This is a genomic window from Mesorhizobium sp. Primo-A (assembly GCF_003997175.1).
GTDB lineage: Bacteria > Pseudomonadota > Alphaproteobacteria > Rhizobiales > Rhizobiaceae > Mesorhizobium > Mesorhizobium ciceri.
Window position 1 is genome coordinate 103,133 of record NZ_RZTG01000004.1, and the last position, 26,182, is coordinate 129,314.

Genomic DNA, 26,182 nt, shown 5'->3' on the forward strand with positions numbered 1-26,182 from the left:
CCGGGCGGATAATACCAATAAAATACCAATAGCCAAGGATTAATTTCCGTTTCAAAAAGTTTAAGCCGTATTTTATTGAAGAATCTGCCTATTTCGGCGGCTCAGCGATTTCCGGCCCGCGAATTCGTTAATGCGTGTGGACAAGTGGTATTTTTTTGGTATTGTTCTGGTATTGGAGGAACCGGGATGGCCGAAACGCGCACCGAAGCGCTTCACAAAAATGCCGAGGGGCTGGATATCCAGCCTCCGGACGCCATCCTTTCCTATTTGGCCGATGCGCAGATCGAAGCCGCCAAGGTGGTGCGCCATGCCATTCCATCCATCGCCAGGGCCGCCGAGATCATCGCCGGCAGGCTGAAGAGCGGGGGCAAGCTTGCCTACGCCGCGGCCGGCAGCTCAGGCCTGATGGCACTGGCCGATGCGCTGGAGCTGCCGGGCACCTTCGGCATTCACCGCGACCGCATCGCCATCCTGATCGCCGGCGGCGACGACGCTTTCCGCACGCTGGCCGGCGGGCCGGAAGACGATACCGAGGAAGCCGCGGCAGCGGTCGCCGAGGCCGGCCTCGGCAAGGGCGACTGCCTGATCGCCATTTCCGCCAGCGGCACGACGCCCTATGCCGTGCGGGCCATCGAGGAGGCTGCCCGCCGCGGCGCTGCCACCATCGGCATCGCCAACAACAGGGACTCTGCGCTGCTGCGCCAGGCACAAACCGCCATCCTGCTCGAAACGCCGCCGGAACTGATCGCCGGCTCCACGCGCATGGGCGCCGGCACTGCCCAGAAGATCGCGCTCAACATGCTGTCGACGCTGACCGCCATCCATCTCGGCCATGTGCATGACGGCTACATGGTCAATCTCATGGCCGACAACATCAAGCTGCGCGACCGCGCGGCGCGTATCGTCGCCGCCGTCAGCGGCCGCGGCACGGACGAAGCGGCCCGCCTGCTCGAAAAGAGCGGCGGCGCGGTCAAGACCGCCATTCTGCTCGCCGCCGGCGCCGACAGCACTGACGCGGCGCAGAAGATACTGGAAGAGGCCGGCCAGAAGTTGCGGCCGGCCCTTTCCGCTATAGAGGGGAGCAAGGGCTCAAAAGCCTCTGTTCTCATCAAAACCGAACCTGAAAAAGGTCAACAGGGAGACTGAGCATGACAACGAAACTACTGACGGCACTGCTTTTGGGCACCAGCATTCTCGGCTCGGCCGGGTTGGCTCACGCCGACGACGTAACGCTCAACATCGAAAGCTGGCGCGGCGACGACCTTGCCATCTGGAAGGACAAGCTGATCCCGGCTTTCGAAGCCAAGAACCCGGGCATCAAGGTCGTGTTCGCACCGTCGGCTCCGACCGAATATGACGCCGCGCTCGGCGCCAAGCTCGCCGCCGGCTCGGCGGGCGACCTGATCACCTGCCGCCCGTTCGACAAGTCGCTTGAGCTGTTCAAGAAGGGCAACCTTGCCGATCTCTCGGCGCTGCCCGGCATGGAGAACTTTTCGCCGGTGGCCAAGTCCGCCTGGCAGACCGACGACGGCAAGGCGAGCTTCTGCGTGCCGATGGCTTCGGTCATCCACGGCTTCATCTACAACAAGGACGCCTTTGACAAGCTCGGCATCAAGGTGCCGGAGACCCGCGACGAGTTCTTCGCCGCGCTCGACAAGATCAAGGCCGACGGCACCTACATCCCGATGGCGATGGGCACCAAGGATCTCTGGGAAGCCGCGACCATGGGCTACCAGAACATCGGCCCCAACTACTGGAAGGGCGAGGACGGCCGCGCGGCGCTGATCAAGGGCGATCAGAAGCTGACCGACAAGGACTGGGTCGCGCCGTATGAGGAACTGGCCAAGTGGAAGCCTTATCTCGGCGATGGCTTCGAGGCGCAGACCTATCCGGACAGCCAGAACCTGTTCACGCTCGGCCGCGCCGCCATCTACCCGGCCGGCTCGTGGGAGATCGGCCTGTTCAACACCCAGGCGCAGTTCAAGATGGGCGCCTTCCCGCCGCCGGTCGAGAAGGCCGGCGACACCTGCTACATCTCCGACCATACCGATATCGGCATGGGCCTGAATGCGGCTTCGAAGAACGCCGATGCGGCCAAGACCTTCCTGTCCTGGGTCGCCTCGCCGGATTTCGCCACCATCTACGCCAACGCACTGCCGGGCTTCTTCAGCCTGAACTCCTCGCCGGTGAAGATGGAAGACCCGCTGGCGCAGGAATTCGTCTCCTGGCGCGGCAAGTGCAAGTCGACGATCCGCTCGACCTACCAGATCCTGTCGCGCGGCACGCCGAACCTCGAGAACGAGACCTGGGTTGAATCGGCCAACGTCATCAACGGCACCGATACGCCGGAAGCGGCGGCCAAGAAGCTGCAGACCGGCCTCGACAGCTGGTACCATCCGGCCAAGTAAGAGCTCAGGTAATGGAACCGGCCGGCGCACGCCTGGCCGGTTCCGGACTACCTCATTCAAAGTGCGCCTATTCAGATTGCGATTGTCGGCACCGCCTCCCGGCCTTACCCTCTCTTCGGGGAAGGCTAGCTGATCAGTCGCAGGCCTTTGTTCCTGCCGCATCGGCAGGAATGGTCGGGCCGTGCATCGAGGCATCATCTAGATCGATACCCTTTGGAACCGAGAGACGGCGGGGACCGAACTCATGGCCGCAGATATCAGACCGAAAAGACCGTTCCGCTGGCATATAGGCGTCTTCCTGGCGCCGGCGGTGCTTGTCTACACGGCAATCATGATCCTGCCGCTCGCCGGCACGCTGCAGCTCTCGCTGTTCCGCAACATCGAGCAGCACCAGGTCTTCGTCGGGCTGGAAAACTTCCGCATGCTGTTCGGCGATCCCAACTGGTCGGTGGGTTTCTGGAACGCGCTGAGGAACAACACCTGGTTCTTTATCATCCACATGCTGGTGCAGAACCCGATCGGCGTCATGCTGGCCGCGCTTCTGTCCAGCCCGAGACTGAGGTTCGCGGCCTTCTACCGCACGGCGATCTTCGTGCCGACCATCCTGTCCTTCGTCATCGTCGGTTTCGCCTGGAAGCTGATCCTGTCCCCGTTGTGGGGCGTAGCGCCGCATCTGATGGATCTCGTCGGCCTGAAAAGCCTGTTCACGCCATGGCTCGGCAAGGAACAATATGCGCTCACCGCACTCAGCCTGATTTCGGTGTGGCAGTTCGTCGGCATCCCGATGATGCTGATCTACGCCGCCCTGCTGTCGATCCCCGAAGAGGTGATCGAGGCCGCCGAATGCGATGGCATCACCGGCCTGGCGCAGTTCTGGAAGATCAAGCTGCCGCTGATCCTGCCGTCGATCGGCATCATCTCGATCCTCACCTTCGTCGGCAATTTCAACGCCTTCGACCTGATCTACACCGCGCAAGGCGCGCTCGCCGGGCCGAACTATTCGACCGATATTCTCGGCACTTTCCTCTACCGCGCCTTCTTCGGCTTCCAGCTGCAGGTCGGCGACCCCAATATGGGCGCGGCGATCGCCACGATGATGTTCCTGATCATCCTCGGCGGCGTCTGCGTCTATCTCTTTCTCGTCCAGACGCGCCTGCGTCGCTACCAGTTCTGAGGGGCCGAGAGATGAGCACCGCCACCCGTTCCGTACCCCGCACCATCGGCGCCCATGCGATCCTGTTGACCTACACGGTGATCGCGCTGTTTCCGGTGATCCTGGTGATCATGAACTCGTTCAAGTCCCGCGCCGGCATCTTCGGCGCGCCGCTGACGCCGCCGACGCCCAAAACCTTCGACCTGATCGGCTACACCACCGTCATCGGCCAGGGCGACTTCATCCACTATTTCCAGAACAGCCTCGTCGTCACCGTCGCCTCCCTGTTCCTCGTGCTCCTGTTCGGCGCCATGGCGGCGTTCGCGCTGTCGGAATACCGCTTCCGCGGCAACTCGCTGATGGGCCTCTATCTGGCGCTCGGCATCATGATCCCGATCCGGCTGGGCACCGTCGCCATCCTGCAATTGATGGTGGCGAGCGGGCTGGTCAACACGCTGACGGCGCTGATCCTGGTCTACACCGCGCAAGGCCTGCCGCTTGCCGTGTTCATCCTGTCGGAGTTCATGAAGCAGGTGTCCGACGATCTGAAGAATGCCGGCCGCATCGACGGCCTGTCGGAATACACCATCTTCTTCCGCCTGGTGCTGCCGCTGGTCAGGCCCTCGATGGCAACCGTCGCCGTCTTCACCATGATCCCGATCTGGAATGACCTGTGGTTCCCGCTGATCCTGGCGCCGTCGGAAGAAACCAAGACGGTGACGCTCGGCGCGCAGCTCTTCCTCGGCCAGTTCGTCACCAACTGGAACGCTATCCTGGCGGCGCTGTCGCTGGCGATCATGCCGGTGCTGATCCTCTACGTCATCTTCTCGCGGCAGTTGATCCGCGGCATTACTTCCGGAGCGGTGAAGTGAGCGGCGGGGAAGAAGCTATCGTACAGGCCCTCGTCGAGACAGCGAGCCACTATGGATTCCGGGGCGTTCGCGCCAAAAATTTCTACCGAGAGTGGCCGGAGACGATCTGTGTGCTGAACCTTCAGAAGTCTTCCTGGGGTCCGCAATTCTATATCAACGCTGCTGTCTGGTTTGCACGGCTTGGGCCGGAGCGCCGGCCGAAGGAATACAATTGTCACATTCGTTGGCGCGTCAATTCCCAGATGGAAGACGAGCAGTCGAAAGCGTTCGAGCAGGCGCTCAACCTTGAGCATCCCTTGCCTGATGATCAGAGGCTTTCACTGATCAAGGACGGAGTTGATGCCTATGGCTTTCGACTTTTGTCCCGGTGTGACAGCGAAGAAGCAGCCCTGCGGGTCGCAGATGAATGTGAGCCACAGGTGATGGTGGCTCTCGCAGCCCGCAGTCAAGAAAAGGCGAATTGAAATGGCCCAACCCCTGCGTGTCGTCGTCGCCGGCCTCGGCAATATGGGCCGCAGCCATGCGCTGGCCTACCATACCAATCCAGGTTTCCAGATCGCGGCGCTGATCAATCGCTCCGACGTGCCGCTGCCGGACGGGCTGTCGGGTTACGGCATCAGGCGCTCCTTCGACGAGGCATTGCGTGACGAAAAGCCCGATGTCGCCTGCATCGCCACCTATTCCGACAGCCATGCCGACTATGCGGTGAAGGCGTTCGAGGCCGGTTGCCACGTCTTCGTCGAAAAGCCGCTGGCAACGACGGTGGCCGATGCCAGGCGCGTCGTCGCGGCGGCCAAGGCCAACGGCAGGAAGCTGGTGATCGGCTACATCCTGCGCCATCACCCGTCCTGGATCAGGCTCATCGCCGAAGCGCGCAAGCTCGGCGGCCCCTACGTCTTCCGCATGAACCTCAACCAGCAATCCTCGGGCCATACCTGGGAGACGCACAAGCAGTTGATGCAGACGACCTCGCCGATCGTCGATTGCGGCGTGCACTATCTCGACGTCATGCTGCAGATCACCGATGCGAAGCCCGTGGAAGTGCGCGGCATGGGCGTGCGGCTGACCGACGAGGTCGCGCCCTCGATGTACAATTACGGCCACTTGCAGGTGCTGTTCGATGACGGTTCGGTCGGCTGGTATGAGGCCGGCTGGGGGCCGATGATTTCGGAAACCGCCTTCTTCGTGAAGGACGTCATCTCGCCCAATGGCTGCGTGTCGATCGTCATGAAGGAAGGTGTGAAGTCCGATGACATCGACACCCACACCAAGACCTCGACCATCCGCCTGCACAATGCGGCGACCGGCGCGGACGGCAAGTTCGCCAAGCCAGACGAGATGTTGTCGATGGAGGGCGAACCCGGCCATCAGGACCTCTGCGACCTCGAACAGGCCTTCGTGCTGAAGGCAATCCGCGAGGATCTCGATCTCACCAAACATATGGACGACGCGGTCAAATCGCTCGCCGTCTGCCTTGCCGCCGACGAGAGCGTGCGCAGTGGCGCCGCCGTCAAACTCTAGAACAGGGACGAAGCCGTGGGCTCGCTGAACATCGAGAACGTGAAGAAGGCCTTTGGGCCGGTCGAGGTGCTGAAGGGCATCAACCTCGAAGTGAACGACGGCGAGTTCGTCGTTTTCGTCGGGCCGTCCGGCTGCGGCAAGTCGACCCTGCTCAGGGTCATCGCCGGACTGGAGGATTCGACCTCGGGCCGCGTCGTCATCGATGGCGCGGACGTTTCGGCCACGCCGCCGGCCAAGCGCGGCATCGCCATGGTGTTCCAGACCTATGCGCTCTATCCGCATCTGACGGTGAAGAACAATATGGGCCTCGGCCTCAAGCAGGCCGGCACGCCGACCCCGGAGATCGAGCGCCGCATCGGCATCGCCTCGTCGATGCTGTCGCTGGAGCCCTATCTCGAAAGGCGGCCGGCCGAACTCTCCGGCGGCCAGCGTCAGCGCGTCGCCATCGGCCGCGCCGTGGTGCGCGAGCCGAAGCTGTTTCTGTTCGACGAGCCGCTGTCGAACCTCGATGCCGCGCTGCGTGTCAACACGCGGCTCGAGATCGCGCAATTGCACCGCCGGCTGAAGGCGACGATGATCTACGTCACCCACGACCAGGTCGAGGCGATGACCCTGGCCGACAAGATCGTGGTGCTCAACGCAGGGAAAATCGAGCAGATCGGTGGCCCGATGGAGCTCTACAATTCGCCGGCAAATGAGTTCGTCGCCGGCTTCATCGGCTCACCGAAGATGAATTTCGTCGACGGCGCCCGTCTCGGCGAAACCGCCAGGACCATCGGCGTGCGGCCGGAACATCTGACCGTCGATCCGAAATCCGGCTCCTGGAAGGGAACGGTGGTGCACGCCGAGCATCTCGGCGCCGACACCAACCTCTATCTCGACTGCGAGAAGGCCGGGCTGATCACCGTGCGGATTTTTGGTGTTTACGATGCCGAGCCGGGTGCCACGCTGTATGCGACGCCGGATCCGGCGAAGACGTATCGGTTTGGTGCGGATGGGAAGGTGCTGAAGTAGATACGCCGGCGCAGCCCCCTCACCCAGCCTCCGCTTCGCTCGGCTGACCTCTCCCCGAGGGGAGAGGAGATTGTCAGCGCCGACGCCAGTCTCTTCTCCCCAGCGGGGAGAAGGTGGCCGCGAAGCGGCCGGATGAGGGGGCAGCGCCGACCCCGAAATGTACTGCCTAAACGTCCGCCTTGAACGTCTGCTTCTGCTGCCCCAGGCCTTCAATGCCCAGTTCAACCACATCGCCGGCCTTCAAGAACACCGGCGGCTTCATGCCCAGCCCGACGCCGGGCGGCGTGCCGGTGGAGATGATGTCGCCGGGGTGCAGCGACATGAACTGGCTGAGATAGGAAACCAGATACTTGACGCCATAGACCATGGTCTTGGTCGAGCCGTTCTGCATCGTCTTGCCGTTGACGGTCAGCCACATTTTGAGGTTCTGCGGGTCGGCCACTTCGTCTTTGGTCACCAGCCATGGGCCGGTCGGGCCGAAGGTGTCGCAGCTCTTGCCCTTGGTCCACTGGCCCTGGCGCTCGGCCTGGAAGGCGCGTTCGGAGACGTCGTGGGCAACGCTATAGCCGGCAACATAGTCGAGCGCATCGGCCTCGCTGACATATTTGGCGGTTTTGCCGATGACCACGGCCAGCTCGACTTCCCAGTCGGTCTTCTCCGAGCCGCGGGGGATCAGCACGTCGTCATCCGGCCCGACAATGGCCGAGCTTGCCTTCATGAAGATGATCGGCTCCGGCGGCACGGTGGCGCCGGTCTCGGCGGCGTGGTCGGAATAGTTCAGGCCGATGCAGATGAACTTGCCCGTGCCGGCAACGCAGGCGCCGAGGCGCGGGCTGCCGGAAACCGCCGGCAGCGACTTCGGATCTAGCTTGGCGAGTGCTGCCAGCGATGCCGGATCGAGTGCCTTGCCGCCGATATCGGTGACGTGAGCGGAGAGATCACGGATCGTTCCATCCGCATCGAGCAGGCCGGGACGTTCGCTTCCCACCTCGCCATAGCGCAGCAGTTTCATCTAAATCCTTCTCCTGATTGCGGCCTCGCGGCCTTTTGCAAACTTTCCGCCAAGGCGATTGCTCCTTCAAGGAACCGGCGGACCGTACTCACCGACCTGACTACGGACAAGCGCGATCGCCATACAAGATAGCCGGCGCGCGGGATTTTCAGACTGTTCGATCCCCTGTTGAACGCCGGCAACGGGCCAGATCGTCCGGCCCACGCAAGATTCCGCAGTCAGATCGACCAGCCGCCGTCGATATTGTAGGCCTGCCCGGACGTGTACGTGGCGCCGGCCAGGTAGACGGCCAGATCGGCGATTTCCTCCGGCGTGCCGAGCCGGCCCATCGGCTGGCGGGCGATGAAGGCGGCGCGGGCGGCATCATAGTCGCCTTGCGCGTGCATGCGGTCCTGCAGCGACGGGCTCTCGACCGTGCCGGGGCAGATGGCGTTGCAGCGTATGCCCTTGCCGACATAGTCGGCGGCTATCGCCTTGGTCAGGCCGATGACCGCGGCCTTGGTCAGGCCATAGACGAAGCGGTTGGGCACGCCCTTGGTGGAACTGGCCAGCGAGGCCATGTTGATGATCGATCCGTCGCCGCGTTCCAGCATGCCGGGCAGCACGGCCCGGCTGGTGCGGATCATGGCGCGGACATTGAGGTTCAGCGCGAAATCGAGGTCGCCGTCCTTCATCTCCAGGATCGAGCCCGAATGGACGAAACCGGCGCAATTGAACAGCACGTCGACGACACCGATCTCGGCAAAGGCGGCGTTGACGGCTTCGTCGTTGAGCACGTCCAGCTTGCGGGTCTTGATCCCTGGCGTCTTGGCGAGTTCCGCCAGCAGCGTCTCGTTGATGTCGGTGGCGTAGACGATGGCGCCGGCTTTTGCGAAGGCCAGTGCGCTCGCCTTGCCGATCCCTTGCGCCGCTGCCGTGACGACAACGACCTTGCCTGCCAGATCCGCCATGCTGTTCTCCTCGTCCGCTGGGATAGTCCGGGTCTACCTGCGGCTGGCCAAGGCGTCATGTGCCAGTCACGCGTGATCGTGCAGCCTGCGCCGTTGACCGTTCACTGATAAAGATGTTTTTTCTCGTTAAAGAACATCTGTCCGGGCGTCAAGCCCGAACACGATCTGAACAGTACCGGCAGGCCATCAATCGCCGTAAGGCACCCAGACATTCTTGACCTCGACGGCGCGGCGTAGGAAGGCGTCGCCGGCGGCTTGGTCGGATGCCCAGTCGATGCCGCGGCCATTGCCGCTCCAGACGCGCTTGAGGTTGCCGATGGACTCGGCTTCCGCCTTGGCGCAGGTCTCGGCATCGGCGAACACCCAAAGCCCGTCGACATCGTCATGCTTGGCCAGCACGCCGGCGAGTTCGGCGCTGCGACCGGTGACGATGTTGATGGCGCCTGAGGGAATGTCGGAATATTCGATGACCTGGTAAAGATCGGTCGCCAGCAGCGGGTAGCGCTCCGACGGCACTGCGACCACGGTGTTGCCCATCGCAAGTGCGGGTGCAATCAGCGAGATCAGGCCGAGCAGCGGCGAGGCATCCGGCGCGACGATGCCGACGACGCCGACCGGCTCGTGCAGCGCCAATGTCACGGCACGCGCGGGCGGTTGGTGCACGCGGCCCTCGAATTTGTCGGCCAGACCGGCATAGAGGAACAGCCGCTCGATGGATTGTTCTACCTCTTCCCGCGCGGCCTTGGGCGTGGCGCCGGTCAATTCGGTGAGACGGGCGGCGAACTCGCCGGCGCGGCCGGAAAGGTTCTCGGCCAGATAATAGAGCACCTGGGACCTGTTATAGGCGGTCGCCTCCGGCCAGGCCTTGGCACCGCGGGCGGCGGAGACGGCATCGCGGATATCCTTGCGGCTACCGAGCCCAACTTCGCCGGCAAGCTTGCCTTTGGCGGTGGCGATGGCGAGCGAATAATTGCCGTCCGGCCGTACCTGCTTGCCGCCGATGAACAGCTTTGCCGTACGGTCGATTGCCGCGCCGTCGGCCTGCTCGACCGGTTGCGCCGACATCGTCGCCGGCTTGATGACCGGGCCGAGCGGCAATTTTGCCGTGAGATATTCGAACATACCCTCGCGCCCGCCCTCACGACCGAAACCACTCTCGCGGTAGCCGCCGAAGCCACAGGCGGCGTCGAACATGTTGGTGCCGTTGACCCAGACCACGCCGGCCTTCAATTGCGGCGCGACGTGCAGGGCAAGGTTGACGTTCTCGCTCCACACCGAGGCGGCGAGGCCATAGCGCGTGTTGTTGGCGAGCTCGATCGCTTCCTCGGTGTTGCGGAAGGTCATGGTCGCCAGAACAGGGCCGAACACCTCTTCTTGCGCCAATATGTTAGCTGGCGAAACACCTGTGGCGAGCGTCGGCAGATGGTAGTAGCCGGAGGACGGCAGCCCGGCATCCGGCTGCCAGCAAACAGCGCCCTGTCTGGCGCCTTCGGCAACCAGGCCCTTGACGCGCTCGAGCTGGGTCAGATCGACCAGCGGGCCGATATCGGTGTTCTTGTCGAGCGGGCTGCCGACGCGCAGCCGGCTCATCCGCGTCTTGACCTTGGCGATCAGGGCGTCGGCTATGCCTTCCTGCACCAGGAGCCGCGAACCGGCGCAGCAGACCTGGCCCTGGTTGAACCAGATGCCGTCGACCAGGCCTTCGACGGCGCTGTCGAGATCGGCATCCTCGAAGACGATGAAAGCCGATTTGCCGCCGAGCTCCAGCGACAGTTTCTTGCCCGAGCCGGCGGTGGCCTTGCGGATGATCTTGCCGACCTCGGAAGAGCCGGTAAAGGCGATCTTCTGGACGCCGGGATGGTTGACGATGGCGACGCCGGCCTCAGGGCCGCCCTGGACGATGTTGACGACGCCCTTCGGCACGCCGGCACGCTCGCAAATCTCGGCGAACAGGATGGCGGTCAGCGGCGTGAACTCGGCCGGCTTCAGCACCACGGTGCAGCCGGCGGCGAGCGCCGGCGCGATCTTCCAGGCCAGCATCAGCAACGGAAAGTTCCACGGGATGATCTGGCCGACGACGCCGACACCCCTATGGCCGGGGAAATCCCTGTCCAGCGCCTGCGCCCAGCCGGCATGGTGGATGAAATGGCGGATCGCCAGCGGCACGTCGATATCGCGGCTTTCGCGGATCGGCTTGCCGTTGTCGATAGTCTCAAGCACCGCGAACAGGCGCTGATGCCGCTGCATGGCGCGGCCGATGGCATAGAGTACTTTGGCACGCTGATAGCCTGAGGCTGCCGACCACTTCGGCAGCGCCTTGGCGGCGGCCGCAACCGCCGCGTCGATATCGGCGGCATTGGCGTCCGAGACCTCGGCCAGCAGCTTGCCGGAAGACGGCTCGCTGGTCTCGAAGGTCTTGCCGCCGGCAGCGGCTTTCCAGTCGCCGCCGATGAACAGCGCCTTGCCGAAATCGCGCGCGGCAAGCCAGGCGTCGGCCTCGTTGCGGGCCTCCGGTGCCGGGCCGTATTCCATGGCGTGATAGCGATCGAGAATGTTCATCAGGTGCCTCCTTCACCCTCCCGCCTGGGAGGGTCGATCGGCAAAAGCCGATCGGGGTGGGGGTAAAGGCTTACGCCATCGCGTGGCGATGATTGGCCGAATAATGTCCGGTCAGATGATGCTCGAGCTGGCGCTCGATGTCGGTCAAGAGGCTCGACGCGCCGAAGCGGAACAGGTCCGGCTCCAGCCATGGCCGGCCGAGCTCTTCCTTCATCAGCACCAGCCAGTCGAGCGAGGCCTTGGCCGTGGAAATGCCGCCGGCCGGCTTGAAGCCGATGAGATAGCCGGTTTCCTCGAAATAGGCCCTGATGGCACGCACCATGGCGAGGCCGACGGGCAGCGTCGCGTTGACGCTTTCCTTGCCGGTCGAGGTCTTGATGAAATCGGCGCCCGCCATCATCGCCACCATCGAGGCCAGCATGACATTGCGCAGCGTGGCGAGGTCGCCGGTGCCGAGGATGACCTTCAGATGCGCATCACCGCAGGCGGCGCGCATCGAGACGATCTCATTGTAAAGCTCCCGCCACTTGGCGCCGAACACCAGGCCGCGCGGGATGACGACGTCGATCTCGTCGGCGCCGTCACGGACCGAGGCCTCGATCTCCTGCAGACGGGTCGACAGCGGCGCCAGGCCATGCGGAAAGGCGGTGGAGACGGCGGCGACATGGATGCCAGTGCCGCGCACCGCATCGACGGCGGTGGCAACGAAGGGGTGGTAGACGCAGACGGCGGCCGGGCGGATGATTTCACCTGATATGCCGAGGCCCTCGACAATGTCGCGGCGGAACGGGTTGATCGCCTTGGCGCAGAGCCGGCGCACGCGCTCCTCGGTGTCGTTGGAATTCAGCGTCGTCAAATCCATGCAGGCGACGGCGCGCAGCAGCCAGGCGGCCTGGTTGTCGGCCTTGATCGAGCGCCGCTTGGTCAGGCTGGCGACGCGCCGTTCCAGCGCCGAGCGATTGACGCTGCGCACCGATTCCATGAAGCCAAGGTCGAGCTTCATGCCGGGGTTGCGCGCAATGCGATGATCGTGCGGGACGGCTGTATTGGCGGCGGCACGCGCCGGCAGCGGCGTCACCTTGGACGGGCCGACATCGGCTTCGCGGATTGTGCTGCTCATCTCCTGCCCTTTCATTCAGCGACGTATGCCGAAGATAGCCCGTGAAGCCGTACTTCACGAGTCCTGCGGGCGGTCATAACCGAAAAAGGCGGCGAAAGCAGCAGTTTTTGACCGTGCGGTCAAAAACGTAGACTTCGAGATGTTGGTGCGGCTCAGCCGACGAAGGCGCGCTCGACGACAAAAGTCGCCGGATGGCTCAGCGAGCCTTCCTCGAAGCCGAGACTTTCGGCCAGTTCCTTGACGTCCTTCAGCATATGCATCGAGCCGCAGATCATGATCCGGTCGGTTTCCGGGTTGAGCTTGTCGATGCCGAGATCGCTGTAGAACTTGCCGGAGCCGATCAGCGCGGTGATGCGGCCCATGCGTGCCGATTCCTCGCGGGTCGTCGAATTGTAGAGCGTGACGCGCCCAGTGGTCAGTTCACCGATCAGCGGGTCGCTTTCAAGTGCTGCGACCAGCTCCTGGCCATAGGTCATCTCGGCATTGTCGCGGCAGGTATGGGTCAGGATCAGTTGATCGAATTTTTCGTAGGTGTCGGGGTCGCGCAGCAGGCTGGCGAAGGGCGCGATGCCGGTGCCGGTCGAGATCATGAACAGCCGCTTGGCCGGCGTCAATGCGTCGACCACCAGCGTGCCCGTCGACTTCTGGCGCATGATGACGGTGTCGCCGACCTGGATCTTCTGCAGCTCCGAAGTCAGCGGGCCGTCCGGCACCTTGATCGAGAAGAATTCCAGCTCTTCGTCCCAGGCCGGGCTCGCCACCGAATAGGCGCGGTACACCGGCTTCTCTGCATTGGGCAGGCCGATCATGACGAACTCGCCGGAGCGGAAGCGCAGCGACTGCGGACGGGTGATGCGGAACGAGAACAGCCGGTCGGTGTAGTGCTTCACCGAGACCACGGTTTCGGCATAGACATTGGCCGGAATCGGGAACTGCAGCGGTCGGGCGCCGACGGTGTTGAGAGCGGATGTGGTGTTCATCAAATCCAACCTTCTGGCCCAGCTCACGGACGCGGGCGCCAAACCTTCACCTGCGCGCCCGGACCATTCAGGTCCCGGCGTGCTGTTCGCACACTCCAAAGCGGCAAGCTCTTGTGTCCGGAATTTATTAGTATACAAACGATATTTGCGTCAAGATGCTCCCTTAAAACAGCTTTCCAAACTGACGCATATCCGTAGTCCGCGCATTTCGGGTTTCGACGATGGAAGAGAATATTTCGGCGCAAGCGCGCGATCCCCAGGGAAATGTCGTTGCCGGTATCGATGTCGGCGGCACCTTCACCGACCTGCTCCTGATCGACGGAAGCGATGGCGGCAGGGTGTATCTGGCCAAGACGCCGACCACGGTCGACAACCAGGCCTTCGGTGTCGTTTCGGCACTCGGCGCCACCGGATTTCCGATCGACGGCATCGACCTCATCGTGCATGGCACGACCACCACCACCAATGCGGTGCTCGAACGCCGGCTGGCGAAAACCGGCATGATCACCACGCGCGGTTTTCGCGACGTGATCGAGCTTGGCCGGCGCACGCGGCCGCAGGCCTATGGCATGACCGGCAGCTTCGTGCCGATCATCCCGCGCAATCTCAGGCTCGAAGTGTCGGAGCGCGTCGAGGCGTCGGGTGAGATACGCACACCGCTCGACGAGGCCGAAATGCGCGAGGCGGTGCAGACGCTGATCGCGGCCGGTTGCGAATCCCTCGTCATCCATTTCCTGCATTCCTACGCCAATCCGGCGCACGAGCGGCGCGCCACCGAAATTGCCGCCGAGCTCTGGCCGAACGGCTACATCACGGCAGGCCATGCGCTGCTGTCGGAGGCGCGCGAGTTCGAGCGCGGCGTCACCGCTTCGGTCAACGCCTCGGTGCAGCCGATCCTCGAGCGTTATGTCGAGCGGCTGCGCAAGGAACTGGCTGCAAAAGGCTATGCCCGCGACTTCCTGATCATGAACGGCAATGGCGGCATGATCTCGGCCCGCTTCGTCACACGTGAATCGGCCAAGACTGTCATGTCCGGTCCGGCCTCGGGCGTCATCGCCGCCGCCTACACCGGAAAACGTGCCGGCTTCGAAAACCTCGTCACCTACGACATGGGCGGCACTTCGACCGACGTGGCGCTGATCCGCAATGCCGAGCCGGCTGTCTCGAACGAGATCGAGATCGAATATGCCATGCCGATCCATGTGCCGATGGTGGCGGTGCACACGGTCGGCGCCGGCGGCGGCTCGATCGCCCGCGTCGACGCGGCCGGCCTGATCCAGATCGGCCCGGAAAGCGCCGGCGCCAACCCCGGCCCGATCTGCTACGGGCGCGGCGGCCTCGATCCGACCATCACCGACGCCAATCTGGTGCTCGGCCGGCTGGCGCCGAAGAAGCTGCTGGCAGTCGAAAACCCGGTCACATCAGAGCGCGTCACCGGCATCTTCGAGGAGAAAATCGGCAAGCCGACCGGCCTGTCCGGCGTCGAGGCGGCGGGCGCGGTGCTGCGGCTCGGCAACATGAAGATGGCCGGCGCCATCCGCATGGTGTCGGTGTCACGCGGTCATGACCCCCGCGATTTCGCGCTGTTCGCCTTTGGCGGCGCCGGGCCGCTGCATGCGACTGCCCTGGCGCGCGAACTCGGCCTGCCCAAGGTGCTGGTGCCGGCGCGTCCAGGCATCACCAACGCGCTCGGCTGCGTCGTTGCCGACCTGCGCCACGACTTCGTCAACACCATCAACCAGCCGGTGTCGGTGCTCGACGAAACGCGCCTTCATGGGGTATTGGAACGGCACCGAAACGAAGGCGAGGAGCTGATCGGCAAGGAAGCGGTAAAGCCGGAGACGATCCGCGTCACCCACTCCGCCGACATGCAGTTCGTCGGCCAGACCCACATCATCAACGTGGCGCTGCCGTCCTCCTCGGTGACCCGGGCAACGCTGCAGCAGCTTTTCGAAAAGGCCTATTTCGCCCGCTTCAAGGTCGAGCTGCCGGAAATCCGAGCCAATCTCGTCAATCTCAATACATCGGTCACCGGCGTGCGTCTGGCGATCGATCTGTCGCGCCTGATCGATCCGGCGGGGCGCGCAGCAACGCTGGACGAGGCGCGGCGCGAAATCCGGCCGGTCTGGTATGCCGGCCGTTGGCACGACACGCCCGTATATGCGCGTGAAAAGCTGCCGCTCGATGCTATCATCGAAGGCCCGGCGATCCTCGAACAGATGGATGCCACCACCGTGCTCGAACCCGGCGACCGCGCACGCAGCGACGCTGACGGCAACATCATCATCGACATTGGCGAGGCCTGATATGGCAAAGCTCGACGCCATCACCCTTTCGGTCCTCCAGGCGGCCCTGCAGCAGGTCTGCGACGAGATGGACCTTACGTTCTCTCGCGCCGCTTTCTCGCCGGTCATCGCCGAGGCCAATGACCGTTCCGACGGCATCTATTCGGCTGTCGACGGTTCGCTGATCGCGCAAGGCAGCCAGGGCCTGCCGGTGTTCGTCGGCGTCATGCAGTATTCGACCAGGACGGTGATCGAGATGATCGCCGACGGCCGTTGCCTGCCGCCGGAACCAGGCGACATCTACGTCGTCAACGACCCCTATCTCGGCGGCACCCATCTGATGGATGTGCGCTTCGCCATGCCGGTCTACCGGGACGGCAAGATTTTCTGCTGGCTATCCAACACCGGCCATTGGCCCGACATTGGCGGCTCGGTGCCGGGCGGATTTTCAGCCTCGGCGACTGCCGTGGAGCAGGAAGGCCTGCGGCTGCCGCCGGTCAAACTGTTCAAGAAGGGCGTGCTCGACCCGGAAATCTACGCCATCATCTGCTCCAACATCCGCGTCGCCGACCAGCGCATCGGCGATATCAGGGCCCAGGCCGCCGCACTGCTGATCGGCCAGGATCGGCTGAATGGAATCCTGGATCGTTACGGTGACGAAACTGTTGTCGCGGCGATCGCCGAACTGCGCCGCCGCGCGGCCGAGCAGATGCGCGCCAACATCTCAGCCATTCCCGACGGCACCTACCATTCGAAGGCCTTTGTCGATTCCGATGGGGTGGTCAACGAGCCGCTGATCATCGCGCTCGCCGTCGAAAAACAGGGCGACACGCTGACCTTCGATTTCACCGATTCGTCAAAGCCCTGCGCCGGGCCGATGAACAGCGTGCTGGCGACGACCCTATCCTCGGTCTATCTCGCCATGCGCCACATTTTCCCGGATGTGCCGATCAGCGCCGGCGCGTTTGAACCCCTGATCGTCAAGCGGCCGGAAGGCACGTTCCTCGACGCCAAATATCCGCGGCCCGTCTCGGGCTGCGCCGCCGAGGTGTCGCAGCGCATCGCCGAGGCGGTGTTTGCGGCGATGGTGCAGGCATTGCCGGACAAGGTGACCGCCGCACCCGCCGGTTCCAGCGGCAATTTCGCACTCGGCGGCAACGACCCGGCACGCGGCCGCGACTACGTCATGTATCAGATCTCCGGCGGCGGTTATGGGGGCAATTCAGGCCATGACGGCCTGACCAATGGCTGCTCGACCATCGGCATCTCCAAGTCGCCGCCGGTCGAGATCATGGAACAGGCATTCCCGGTGCTCTACCGCCACTACGCCTTGCGTGAAGGCTCCGGCGGCGCCGGCAAGCATCGCGGCGGTTTCGGCCTCGCCTATGAGGTGGAAATCCTGCGCGGCGACGCCCGCGCTTCCTTCGTCATGGACCATGGCCGGTTCGGCCCGCAGGGCGCGCTTGGCGGCAAGGACGGCGCCGTCAACACGGTGACCGTCTTCCGCAACGGCGAGGAACACGTGCCGCCGCATTTGTCCAAAGAACAGGACATTGCGCTCAAGGCCGGCGACCGCGTGCGCGTCGGCACGCCGGGCGGCGGCGGCTATGGCGATCCGCTGCAGCGCGATGCCGATCTTGTGCTGCGCGACGTGGCGCTGGGGTACTACACATCAGAGGAAGCCACCGAAAAGTTTGGCGTTGTCCTCTCGGCCGGGGAGTTGGCCATCGACCGGACGGCCACCGACAAGCAGCGCGTCGGCTAACACATCACCGATCGCTCGCCTGGTCTGCTCGCCGCGCCGTGATCGCCGCAGCGCATGTCGTTTCCGTCTCCGCCGCGCGCCTGGAAGACCGTAGACTTCCCGCTTTCAACGGGGATCTCGAACATGCGTCTTTTCGGTCGTTTCGTGCTTGCCGCTTCCGTCGCCCTCACCCTTGCCACTGGTGCCGCCTCCGCCCAGGACAAAAAACTCAGGATCGGTACCGAGGGCGCCTATCCGCCCTTCAACTACGCCAGTGCCGACGGCACGCTGGGCGGCTTCGACATCGAGCTGGGGAAGGCGCTGTGTGCTGAGATGAAGGCCGAGTGTGAGTTCAGCGTGCAGGATTTCGATGGCTCGATCCCGGCGCTGCAGGCCGGCAAGTTCGACGCGATCATCAACATCACCATCACACCCGAGCGGGCCGAGAAGGTCGAGTTCACCCACAAATACTACCAGACGCCGCCGGCTATCGCCGTGCCCAAGGATTCGACCATCGCGGGCACGTCGCCCGATGATCTGAAAGGCAAGGCGCTCGGCGTGCAGACCGCGACCATCCACCAGAAATTCGCCGACCAGAAATATGCAGGCTCGACGGTCAAAGCCTATCCGACGGGCGACGATGCCCGCACCGACATGGCCAATGGCCGCCTCGACGCGATGATGGACGGCTCGATCATCCTGACCGAGTGGTTGAAGAAGCCAGACGGCGCCTGCTGCAAGCTGCTCGGCACGCTGACCGCCGATCCGGCCATTCACGGCCCTGGCGTCGGCATCGCGCTGCAAAAGGGCAATAAGGAACTGGCCGACAAGCTCAATGCGGCCATCGACGCGCTGCGCGCCAATGGCAAGTACAAGGAAATCAACGACAAGTACTTCTCCTTCGACGTCTACGGCAGCTGAGACGACAACATGCCTTCCGGCAGCGCCGGCTGGCGCTGCCGTTTTTCTTGAATGATGGAGACTTCCTTGGCTGAGCGGCGTTCCCCTTTCTACAGCAGCATCGTCGGGCTGGGCGCGACCATGGGTCGTGTCGGGGGCGATTTCATCTCCGCTAAAACCTATTCCGGCATTGCCGACGAGCATCTGAACACCCGCAAAAATGTCGGCGTGCAGGATCTCAGCACCATGGGCAAGATGGACATCAAGGGGCCGGACGCCGAGGCGCTGGTCAACCATGTCATCGTCAATAATGCCGCTGCCATGAAACCGGGCCAGGTCCGCTATTCCACGGTCTGCCGCGAGGATGGCGGCATCATGGACGACCTCACCGTGTTTCGGTTGGGTCCGGAGCACTTCATGCTGGTAACCGGCTCGGTCAACCGCCTGAAGATGCTGCCCTGGCTGTTGCATCACGCGCAGGGTCGCAAGGCCTATGTCACCGACATAACCGCAGCCATCGCCTTCCCGACCATCCAGGGCCCGCGCTCGCGCGAACTGTTGAAGGCGATGATCTCGGATGCCGATCTGGACGGGCTGAAACGCTGGTCGTTCACGTCAGGCCACATCAACGGCACGCGGGTGCTGATCTCGCGCACCGGGGTCACCGGCGAGCTCGGCTTCGAGCTGTTCGTGCCGGCCGACGAGGCCGCTTCGGTCTGGGACGCGCTGATGCGGACCGGCCGGGACTTTGGCCTGAAACCCTATGGCGTGCTGGCAATGTTCACGCTGGGCCTGGAAAAGGCCTATCCGGCGCACGGCATCGACATGGACGAGAGCCGCACCCCGTTCCATGTCGGCCTCGACCGCTGGATCAAGTTCGACAAGGGCGATTTCGTCGGCCGGCAAGCGTTGCTCAAGGTCCGCGACAAGGGCCTCGACGAGCAATGGGTCGGCCTGATCCTCGACGGCGACACGCCGGCCGCCACCGATGCCAGGGTCCTGGCCGATGGCGAGGACGCCGGCATCGTCACCTACAGCGATCACGGCTATTCCCTGGGCAAGGTGCTGGCCACGGCGCACCTGCGGCTGCCTTTCACCGCGATTGGCACCGAACTCAGCATAGACATCGATGGCAGGCCGAGCCGGGCGGTCGTGGCGCCGATACCGTTCTTCGATCCCGAGGGGGGGAGGTTGCGCGGCTAACTGGGCTTACCCTGGAAATCATTTTGGTCTCTCCTCAATGGTTATGATATTGTCTCGAAATGAAGTCTCCTAGCTCACGAGCCAGCCGTTCAGCCAAGACCGGCCAGTTCGTGCTGACCAGCGAGCGCGGCGAGAAAATCAGCGCCGTGGAAGGCATGACCTTATCGCCTCGCATGGCGAAATTACTCGCCCTAGGCGTACGACACGGACTGTCCGGTGATGAGCGGCGTTCGCTCATCAAGGAAGAAATCCGCAAGAAGAAATAGACGTTGGTCTACGCCGCTGAGTTCGATCCGCTGTGCTACCCCGGCACGACGGTGCTCATTAACCTGTTGGACATCCGCGACCAGGCTGAGCTTGATGAAGTCGAGCTCGCGCTGTTCCTGACTCGCGCTGACGAGCCATTGCCGGCAGGCGAACTCGACTACCGTCACTATCTCGGCCTGCACCGGCACCTGTTCCAGGATGTGTGGCTGGGCCGGTCAGCCGCGCACCATCCGCATCGGCAAGGCCGGCAATTGGTTCTGCTATCCCGAACACATCGCCACCGAGATGGCGCGGGTCTTTCGCGAACTCGGCAATCCCGACCGCTTAGCTCATCTCGACGGCACCAGCTTTGCGAAGCATCTGGCGCACATCGTCGCGGAGATCAACGCCGTGCATCCGTTTCGCGAAGGCAACGGCCGAACCCAGCTCACCTTCCTTGCGATGCTCGCCGAGCACGCGGGCCTGACATTCAATGACGACATCCTTGACGGGATCGCGTCATTCAAGCCATGATCGACAGTTTCAGCGGTTCAGAAGCGTCATTGCAAGCACTGATAGAAGATATCATCGCCTAGTTCGTCGGCCTAACAATCACCCCCGTCTATCCAGCCTCGCCACCAACCGATCCCCCACCCATTGGATGCCGCAGACCAGGATGATCAGCACGATGACCACTGCGATCATCACCGACGTCTCAAAACGCTGGTAGCCGTAGCGGATGGCGAGGTCGCCGAGGCCGCCGGCGCCGATCGCGCCGGCCATGGCTGACGCACCGATCAGCGTCACCAGCGTCACCGTGAAGCCGGCGACGATGCCGGGCAGGGCTTCTGGCACCAGCACCTCGCGGATGATCGTCCAGCGGTTGCCGCCCATGGCGCGCGCCGCCTCGATCAGCCCGCGATCGACTTCGCGCAGCGACACTTCGGCGATGCGCGCATAATAGGGCGTGGCGGCGATCGACAGCGGCACGATGGCTGCCCATGTGCCGATCGAGGTGCCGACGATCAGCCGCGTCACCGGGATCAGCGCCACCAGAAGGATGATGAAGGGCACCGAGCGGAAACCGTTGATGATGGCGCCGAGCGCCCGGTTCACCCAAAGGCTTTCGGCAATGCCGCCGCGTTCGGTAGCAATCAGCGCCAGGCCGAGCGGCAGGCCGAAGACCAGCGAGATGAGGCCGGAGGCGGCCGTCATCAGCACCGTCTCCCAGATCGAACGCAGCAGAAGTTCAAACAGGATTGGCGACATGGCCAAGCACCTCCACCCGCGCCTGGCGAGCCTTCAGGAATGTGATGATGTCAGCAAGATGATTTGCATCGCTGCCGGGAACCGAAAGGAACAGCGTGCCGACCGGCTGCTGCTGGATATGGTCGATGCCGCCATGGACGAGGCGGAAGGCGCCCGGAACCGCAATCGCAAGGTCGGACAGCAGCGGGCCGCTTGCCGCCTCGCCGGCCACGTCGACGCGCAGGATGGTTTCCGCACCGGCCGCCGGCAGCAGCCGCGCTGCCAGCTCGGCCGGCAGCTGCGGCCTGATGGCGCCGAGCAGGCTGCGTGTGATCTCGGAGCGTGGGTCGGCAAACACCGACCAGACCGGCCCTTGCTCGACGATGCGTCCGGCGTCGATCAACGCCACGCGGTCGGCGATGGAACGGATCACCTCCATCTCATGGGTGATCAAAAGGATGGTCAGGCCAAGCTGCCGGTTGATGTCCTTGAGCAGTGCGAGGATGGAGCGCGTCGTCTCCGGATCGAGCGCCGAGGTGGCTTCGTCCGACAGGAGCAGCGCCGGGCGCGCGGCAAGCGCCCTGGCGATGCCGACCCGTTGCTTCTGGCCGCCCGACAGCGACGCCGGATAGGCCTTGGCTTTCTCCGACAGGCCGACAAGATCGAGCAGTTCGGCGGCGCGCTTCAGCCTCTCGGCTTTCGGCCGGCCCTCGATCTTCAGCGGCAGCGCCACATTGTCCTCGACGGTCTTGGCCGACAGCAGGTTGAAATGCTGGAAGATCATGCCGATGCGCCGCCGCAGCGGCTGCAGGTCGCGCTCGCCGAGCCGGCTGATCTCGCGGCCCTCGATGAACACCTCGCCGGAGTCAGGCCGTTCCAGCCCGTTCAGGCAGCGGATCAGCGTCGATTTGCCGGCGCCGCTGCGGCCGATGATACCGAGGATCTCGCCCTTGCGCACGGTCAGCGAAATGCCGTCGAGCGCCGCCGTCACACCGAAATGGCGCTTCAGGTCGACAAGGCGCACGACATCCTGAGATGCGTCGGGCCGGGTCTGGGTCGGATCGGCGGTCTCCCCGGATGCCGTGATATGCTGGTTCATGAATATTCCTGTTCCCGAAAACGCAATCGCGGCCCGCGCCTGAGCGCGGACCGCTGTTGCTCTCGAACCGGGCTTCCGGCCGAGGACCGGATCAATAGGCGCTGAGGCCGGTGCCCTTGTAGACCTTGTCGAACTCGGCCTTCACCGCCTCGTTCTGATAGGAAGCCACCAGCGTCTTCACCCAGGCCTCGTTCTCGTTACCGGTCTTCACCGCGATGAAGTTGCGGTAGGGATTGTCGGCGATAGGCTCCTGCGCGATGCGGTTTTCCGGCGACAGGCCGCTTTTCAGCGCCCAGTCGGTGTTGACCACGGCCGCATCGAGATCCTCGACCGAGCGGCCGACGATACCGGCGTCAAGTTCCTTGATCACCACCTTCTTCGCGTTCTCGGCGATGTCGGCGGTGGTGGCCAGAATGCCGGTGCCATCCCTGAGCTTGATCACGCCCTCGTTCTGCAGCACGCGCAGCGCCCGGCCTTCATTGGATGGGTCGTTGGGCACGCCAATGACCGCGCCCTCGGGCAGGTCGGCAACCTTGCTGAACTTCTTAGAGTAGAGGCCGATCGGCCAGACGCCGGTATAGCCGACACGGACGATGTGGTAGCCTTGCGTCTTGATCTGGTTGTCGAGATAGGGCTGGTGCTGGAAGGCGTTGGCGTCGATCTCGCCGCGCTCCAGCGCTTCGTTGGGCTGGGTGTAGTCGTTGAATACCACCGTCTCGATGGCAAGGCCCTTTTCGGCGGCTTGCGCGACGACGACGCGCCAGACGTCCTCGTCCTCGCCGCTGATGATGCCGACCTTGATCGCCTTCTTGTCCTCGGCAAACGACGCATGCGGTGCAATCAGGCTGCCGATCGCGACGACTGAGGCGAACAGCAGAGCAAGGCCACTGCGCCGGTTGACGGTTGACCCGGGGGAAGATGGCAAAGTGTTCTTGAAGTCAGTCATGATTGATCTCTGCGGTTGTGAAGTCATGGCAGCGAGGCGGATTGCCTAGCCTTGGTCGCATCCTCAGAAATTCTATCAAGTTTATCAAAGAACGCGTTTCGCCATTCTCGCCAAAGCCGGGAATATTCTCTCAAAATTTTCAAGAGCGTGAGCAAAAGCCGCTGCTTGGCCGGCCGCAGCGGATCGCGGCGCGATCTTGCGCGCGTCTGGAGGTCGTCAGATTCTCAGAGAGCTCAGCGTGCCGTCAAAGCGCGATCCAGGCCGCCTTCAGTTCCAAATATTTCTCCAGCGCGTGCAGCGACTTGTCGCGGCCGAAGCCGGACTGCTTGACGCCGCCGAGCGGCACGGTGATGTCGGCGCCGCCATAGGTGTTGACGTGGACGACGCCGGCATTGATGGCGCGCACCATGCGATGCGCGGTGGAGAGATTGGCGGTCCACACCGCGGAGGCAAGCCCGTAGACGGTCGAATTGGCAAGCCGAACCGCCTCCTCCTCGGTCTCGAAGCGCATGACGCCGAGCACCGGCCCGAACACCTCCTCGCGCGCCAACTGCATGTCCTGCATGACATTCTCGAAGATCGTTGGCGCCATGTAGCTGCCACCGGTCTCGGTCAGCATCCGCTGGCCGCCGGTGACGAGACGGGCACCTTCTTCCGTGGCCCTGGCGACGAAACCGAGGTTCTTGTCCAGCTGTTCGGCGCTCGATACCGCGCCGACATCGCTGGTGAGATCAAGCGGATCGCCGACTTTGAGCCGCATGGTTGCCGAGAGCAGTTCGTCCATGAAGCGGTCGTAGACCGCTGACTGGACGAGAAGCCGCGAGCCGGCGACGCAGACCTGGCCGGAATTGCGGAAGATGCCATTGGCCGAGACGACCGCTGTCTGTTTCAGGTCCGGGGCGTCGGCAAAGACGATGTTCGGCGACTTGCCGCCGAGTTCGAGGAAGACGCGCTTCAGATTGGAGCGAGCGGAATATTCGAGCAGCCGCCTGCCGACCGGGCCGGAACCGGTGAAGGCGATGGCGTCGACATCCATATGCAGGCCGAGCGCCTCGCCGGTGACCGCGCCAAGCCCGGTGACGACGTTGAGCACACCGGCGGGCAAGCCGGCCTCGCTTGCCAGTTCGGCCAGCCGCAGCAGCGTCAGCGAGGCGATCTCCGGCGGCTTGACCACCACGCAATTGCCGGCGGCAAGTGCAGGCGCGATCTTCCAGGCACCGATCATCAGCGGGAAATTCCACGGCACGATGACGCCGACGACGCCGAGCGGCTCCTTGTGGATCAGTCCGAGCACATTCTCGGCCGTCGGCGCTATCTCGCCATAGACCTTGTCGATGGCCTCGGCATAGTAGCGGATGGTGCCTGCCGCCGACAGCGGTTCTGCCTTGTAGGCCATGCCGATCTCGGTGCCGTTGTCGCGCACACCGAGCACGGCGAGCTCATCGGCGTGTTTCTCGACCAGCTCGGCGAATTTCGTCAGCACCTTCTTGCGAAAGGCGGGTGTGGCGCGCGACCACGAGCCCTTCTCGAACGCCTTGCGCGCCGACTTCACGGCGCGGTCGATATCGGCGGCGTTGCCGTCGGCGATGCTGGCGAAAGGTCGGCCGTCGATCGGCGACGTCACCGGCAGGCTTGCGCCGCTTGTTGCCTCGACCTGCACGCCATCGATGAACAGGCCCTGCGCGCCGATCTCCGTCTTGCGCAGCGTTTCGATGGCATTCTGACTGATCATTGGTGACGGACTCCAAGGGAAACATGCAATGTGGTTGGCGCGCGGAATTCCCAGCCGCGAAACACCGGTTCCCTGCTCGGCACAAGGCTGAGATCGGGGAAGCGTTGGAGCAACAGCCGCACCGCAAGGCACATCTGCTCGCGTGCGAAGAACCGGCCCGAACAGAAATGATGGCCGAAGCCGAAGGCGGCATGGTTGCCTTCGTTGCGGTTGATGTCGAAGCGGTCGGGATCGGCAAAGCGGCTCTCGTCGCGGCTTGCCGAAGCGACGAGGGCGGCGACGGCAGCGCCGGCCGGGATCGTCACGCCGCCAATCTCGACTGCCCGCGTCGTCTGCCGCGTCTGCGTACCGATCGGCGCCACCCAGCGCAGGCCCTCGTCGACCGCCCTCGGCACGAAAGTCTCGGGATCGGCGAGCACCTGCCGCAATTGCTCGGGATGGGCCAGCAGGCCGGCGAGGATCGAGCCGGCGCCATGTCCGGGCTCCTGCATGCCGCCAAGCAGAATGACCTTGATGCTGGGCATCAGAAAGTCGATCGGCCGCGTCGTGCCCTCCGGCATGCCGTCATGCAGCATATGCGACAGCGCCGAGTCATCTGGCTGGCGCGCAAGTCTTTCCAGCGTCGGCAGGATGGCGTCGCCGACCTCGGCACTGATTGCGTCGGCGATCTCCTGCCGTTTCGGATCGTTCTCGAAATTGATGGCGCCCTGGGCAAGGCCGTAGAACCAGCGGCGCAGCGTCGGCATATCGATGCCGGCAAGGCCGAGCGAGCGCGCCAGGCTGAGCGTCGACACCGGCTCGAAATAATCGGTCATCAGCTCGGCGGAGCCCTGGTTGACGATCCGGTCCAGAAAAGGTTCGGCAATCGACCGCACGAGGTCGCCGGCATAGGCGGCGACGGTGCGCGGCCGGTATTTCGGGTCGACGCCTTGGCGCAGTTGCTTGTGCGTCTCGCCATCGGTGGTCAGGATGGTCGGCTTGCCGAAGGAACGCTCAACTGGTGACGAGCCGACGACGGCGGAGAAGATCTCGGGCGACTTGGCGACGCTCTCGACATCCTTCCAGCGGGTGACGAACCAAAGATTGACCGCCGGCACGAAAGCGACCGGCGCACTGCGCCTGAGCTCTGCATAGATCGGGTAGGGATCGGCTTCCAATGCCTCGACGGTGATATTTTCGGCAAAGCTCAA

The 26,182-nt window shown here is 63.7% G+C and carries 23 protein-coding genes; 12 read left to right on the forward strand and 11 right to left on the reverse strand.

What is annotated here, in order from left to right:
* Positions 1 to 186 precede the first annotated feature (186 nt).
* From EOC83_RS08640 to EOC83_RS08670, 7 genes are all read left to right on the forward strand, one after another.
* A complete protein-coding gene (locus tag EOC83_RS08640; protein WP_027161162.1) occupies positions 187 to 1,146 on the forward strand; it encodes an N-acetylmuramic acid 6-phosphate etherase in 960 nt (319 codons plus the stop codon).
* Between the two features lie 2 nt (positions 1,147 to 1,148).
* Positions 1,149 to 2,408, forward strand: a complete 1,260-nt coding sequence (locus tag EOC83_RS08645) for an ABC transporter substrate-binding protein (protein WP_013528574.1) — start codon at positions 1,149 to 1,151, stop codon at positions 2,406 to 2,408.
* Positions 2,409 to 2,652: 244 nt separating this feature from the next.
* Positions 2,653 to 3,582, forward strand: a complete 930-nt coding sequence (locus EOC83_RS08650) for a sugar ABC transporter permease (protein WP_013528573.1) — start codon at positions 2,653 to 2,655, stop codon at positions 3,580 to 3,582.
* 11 nt (positions 3,583 to 3,593) lie between these two features.
* Positions 3,594 to 4,433: a carbohydrate ABC transporter permease gene (locus EOC83_RS08655; protein ID WP_013528572.1), complete on the forward strand. Its 840-nt coding sequence runs from the start codon at positions 3,594 to 3,596 to the stop codon at positions 4,431 to 4,433.
* Positions 4,430 to 4,897, forward strand: a complete 468-nt coding sequence (locus EOC83_RS08660) for a DUF4304 domain-containing protein (RefSeq protein WP_013528571.1) — start codon at positions 4,430 to 4,432, stop codon at positions 4,895 to 4,897. Before EOC83_RS08655 ends, EOC83_RS08660 begins: the two co-directional genes overlap by 4 nt.
* A 1-nt stretch (position 4,898) precedes the next feature.
* Positions 4,899 to 5,954 carry a Gfo/Idh/MocA family oxidoreductase gene (locus EOC83_RS08665; protein ID WP_024502144.1) on the forward strand — a complete coding sequence of 352 codons (1,056 nt, stop codon included), beginning with the start codon at positions 4,899 to 4,901 and terminating at the stop codon, positions 5,952 to 5,954.
* Positions 5,955 to 5,969: 15 nt separating this feature from the next.
* Positions 5,970 to 6,968 (forward strand): ABC transporter ATP-binding protein, encoded by a 999-nt coding sequence (locus EOC83_RS08670; RefSeq protein WP_024502143.1) that lies wholly within the window; start codon positions 5,970 to 5,972, stop codon positions 6,966 to 6,968.
* A gap of 166 nt (positions 6,969 to 7,134) precedes the next feature.
* On the opposite strand, the gene EOC83_RS08675 is transcribed toward EOC83_RS08670, so the two are convergent.
* From EOC83_RS08675 to EOC83_RS08695, 5 genes are all read right to left on the reverse strand, one after another.
* Positions 7,135 to 7,980: a fumarylacetoacetate hydrolase family protein gene (locus EOC83_RS08675; RefSeq protein ID WP_024502142.1), complete on the reverse strand. Its 846-nt coding sequence runs from the start codon at positions 7,978 to 7,980 to the stop codon at positions 7,135 to 7,137.
* Positions 7,981 to 8,198: 218 nt separating this feature from the next.
* Entirely contained in the window at positions 8,199 to 8,930 is a 732-nt protein-coding gene (locus tag EOC83_RS08680; RefSeq protein ID WP_013528567.1) for an SDR family oxidoreductase, read from the reverse strand.
* A 186-nt stretch (positions 8,931 to 9,116) separates the two neighbouring features.
* Positions 9,117 to 11,489 carry an aldehyde dehydrogenase family protein gene (locus tag EOC83_RS08685; RefSeq protein WP_024502141.1) on the reverse strand — a complete coding sequence of 791 codons (2,373 nt, stop codon included), beginning with the start codon at positions 11,487 to 11,489 and terminating at the stop codon, positions 9,117 to 9,119.
* 70 nt (positions 11,490 to 11,559) lie between these two features.
* The gene (gene deoC / locus EOC83_RS08690) at positions 11,560 to 12,609 is read right to left on the reverse strand and encodes a deoxyribose-phosphate aldolase (RefSeq protein WP_063169684.1); all 1,050 of its coding nucleotides are present in this window, start codon (positions 12,607 to 12,609) and stop codon (positions 11,560 to 11,562) included.
* A 152-nt stretch (positions 12,610 to 12,761) separates the two neighbouring features.
* Positions 12,762 to 13,589, reverse strand: a complete 828-nt coding sequence (locus tag EOC83_RS08695; protein WP_063169685.1) for a ferredoxin--NADP reductase — start codon at positions 13,587 to 13,589, stop codon at positions 12,762 to 12,764.
* A 221-nt stretch (positions 13,590 to 13,810) separates the two neighbouring features.
* Between EOC83_RS08695 and EOC83_RS08700 the strand changes: the two genes are divergently transcribed.
* From EOC83_RS08700 to EOC83_RS08715, 4 genes are all read left to right on the forward strand, one after another.
* Positions 13,811 to 15,895 (forward strand): hydantoinase/oxoprolinase family protein, encoded by a 2,085-nt coding sequence (locus EOC83_RS08700; protein ID WP_063169686.1) that lies wholly within the window; start codon positions 13,811 to 13,813, stop codon positions 15,893 to 15,895.
* Between the two features lies 1 nt (position 15,896).
* Positions 15,897 to 17,639 carry a hydantoinase B/oxoprolinase family protein gene (locus EOC83_RS08705; protein WP_063169687.1) on the forward strand — a complete coding sequence of 581 codons (1,743 nt, stop codon included), beginning with the start codon at positions 15,897 to 15,899 and terminating at the stop codon, positions 17,637 to 17,639.
* A gap of 123 nt (positions 17,640 to 17,762) precedes the next feature.
* Positions 17,763 to 18,539 (forward strand): ABC transporter substrate-binding protein, encoded by a 777-nt coding sequence (locus tag EOC83_RS08710; protein WP_063170417.1) that lies wholly within the window; start codon positions 17,763 to 17,765, stop codon positions 18,537 to 18,539.
* 51 nt (positions 18,540 to 18,590) lie between these two features.
* Complete coding sequence (locus tag EOC83_RS08715) at positions 18,591 to 19,721, forward strand: aminomethyltransferase family protein (protein ID WP_063169688.1); 1,131 nt, start codon at positions 18,591 to 18,593, stop codon at positions 19,719 to 19,721.
* Between the two features lie 191 nt (positions 19,722 to 19,912).
* Here EOC83_RS08715 and EOC83_RS33655 read toward each other — a convergent pair whose 3' ends face one another.
* Positions 19,913 to 20,176 carry a hypothetical protein gene (locus EOC83_RS33655; protein ID WP_335919021.1) on the reverse strand — a complete coding sequence of 88 codons (264 nt, stop codon included), beginning with the start codon at positions 20,174 to 20,176 and terminating at the stop codon, positions 19,913 to 19,915.
* Between the two features lie 10 nt (positions 20,177 to 20,186).
* Here EOC83_RS33655 and EOC83_RS33660 point away from each other — a divergent pair, with 10 nt between their 5' ends.
* The gene (locus EOC83_RS33660) at positions 20,187 to 20,501 is read left to right on the forward strand and encodes a Fic family protein (RefSeq protein ID WP_335919019.1); all 315 of its coding nucleotides are present in this window, start codon (positions 20,187 to 20,189) and stop codon (positions 20,499 to 20,501) included.
* Between the two features lie 78 nt (positions 20,502 to 20,579).
* Here EOC83_RS33660 and EOC83_RS08730 read toward each other — a convergent pair whose 3' ends face one another.
* From EOC83_RS08730 to EOC83_RS08750, 5 genes are all read right to left on the reverse strand, one after another.
* Complete coding sequence (locus EOC83_RS08730) at positions 20,580 to 21,236, reverse strand: methionine ABC transporter permease (RefSeq protein ID WP_027161152.1); 657 nt, start codon at positions 21,234 to 21,236, stop codon at positions 20,580 to 20,582.
* Complete coding sequence (locus EOC83_RS08735) at positions 21,217 to 22,314, reverse strand: methionine ABC transporter ATP-binding protein (protein ID WP_063169689.1); 1,098 nt, start codon at positions 22,312 to 22,314, stop codon at positions 21,217 to 21,219. Before EOC83_RS08735 ends, EOC83_RS08730 begins: the two co-directional genes overlap by 20 nt.
* 91 nt (positions 22,315 to 22,405) lie before the next feature.
* Positions 22,406 to 23,260, reverse strand: coding sequence for a MetQ/NlpA family lipoprotein (locus tag EOC83_RS08740; protein WP_013528557.1), 855 nt, complete (start codon positions 23,258 to 23,260; stop codon positions 22,406 to 22,408).
* Positions 23,261 to 23,504: 244 nt separating this feature from the next.
* On the reverse strand, positions 23,505 to 24,992 hold the full coding sequence (locus EOC83_RS08745; RefSeq protein WP_063169690.1) for an aldehyde dehydrogenase: 1,488 nt from the start codon (positions 24,990 to 24,992) through the stop codon (positions 23,505 to 23,507).
* Positions 24,989 to 26,182 (reverse strand): cytochrome P450, encoded by a 1,194-nt coding sequence (locus EOC83_RS08750; RefSeq protein WP_063169691.1) that lies wholly within the window; start codon positions 26,180 to 26,182, stop codon positions 24,989 to 24,991. Before EOC83_RS08750 ends, EOC83_RS08745 begins: the two co-directional genes overlap by 4 nt.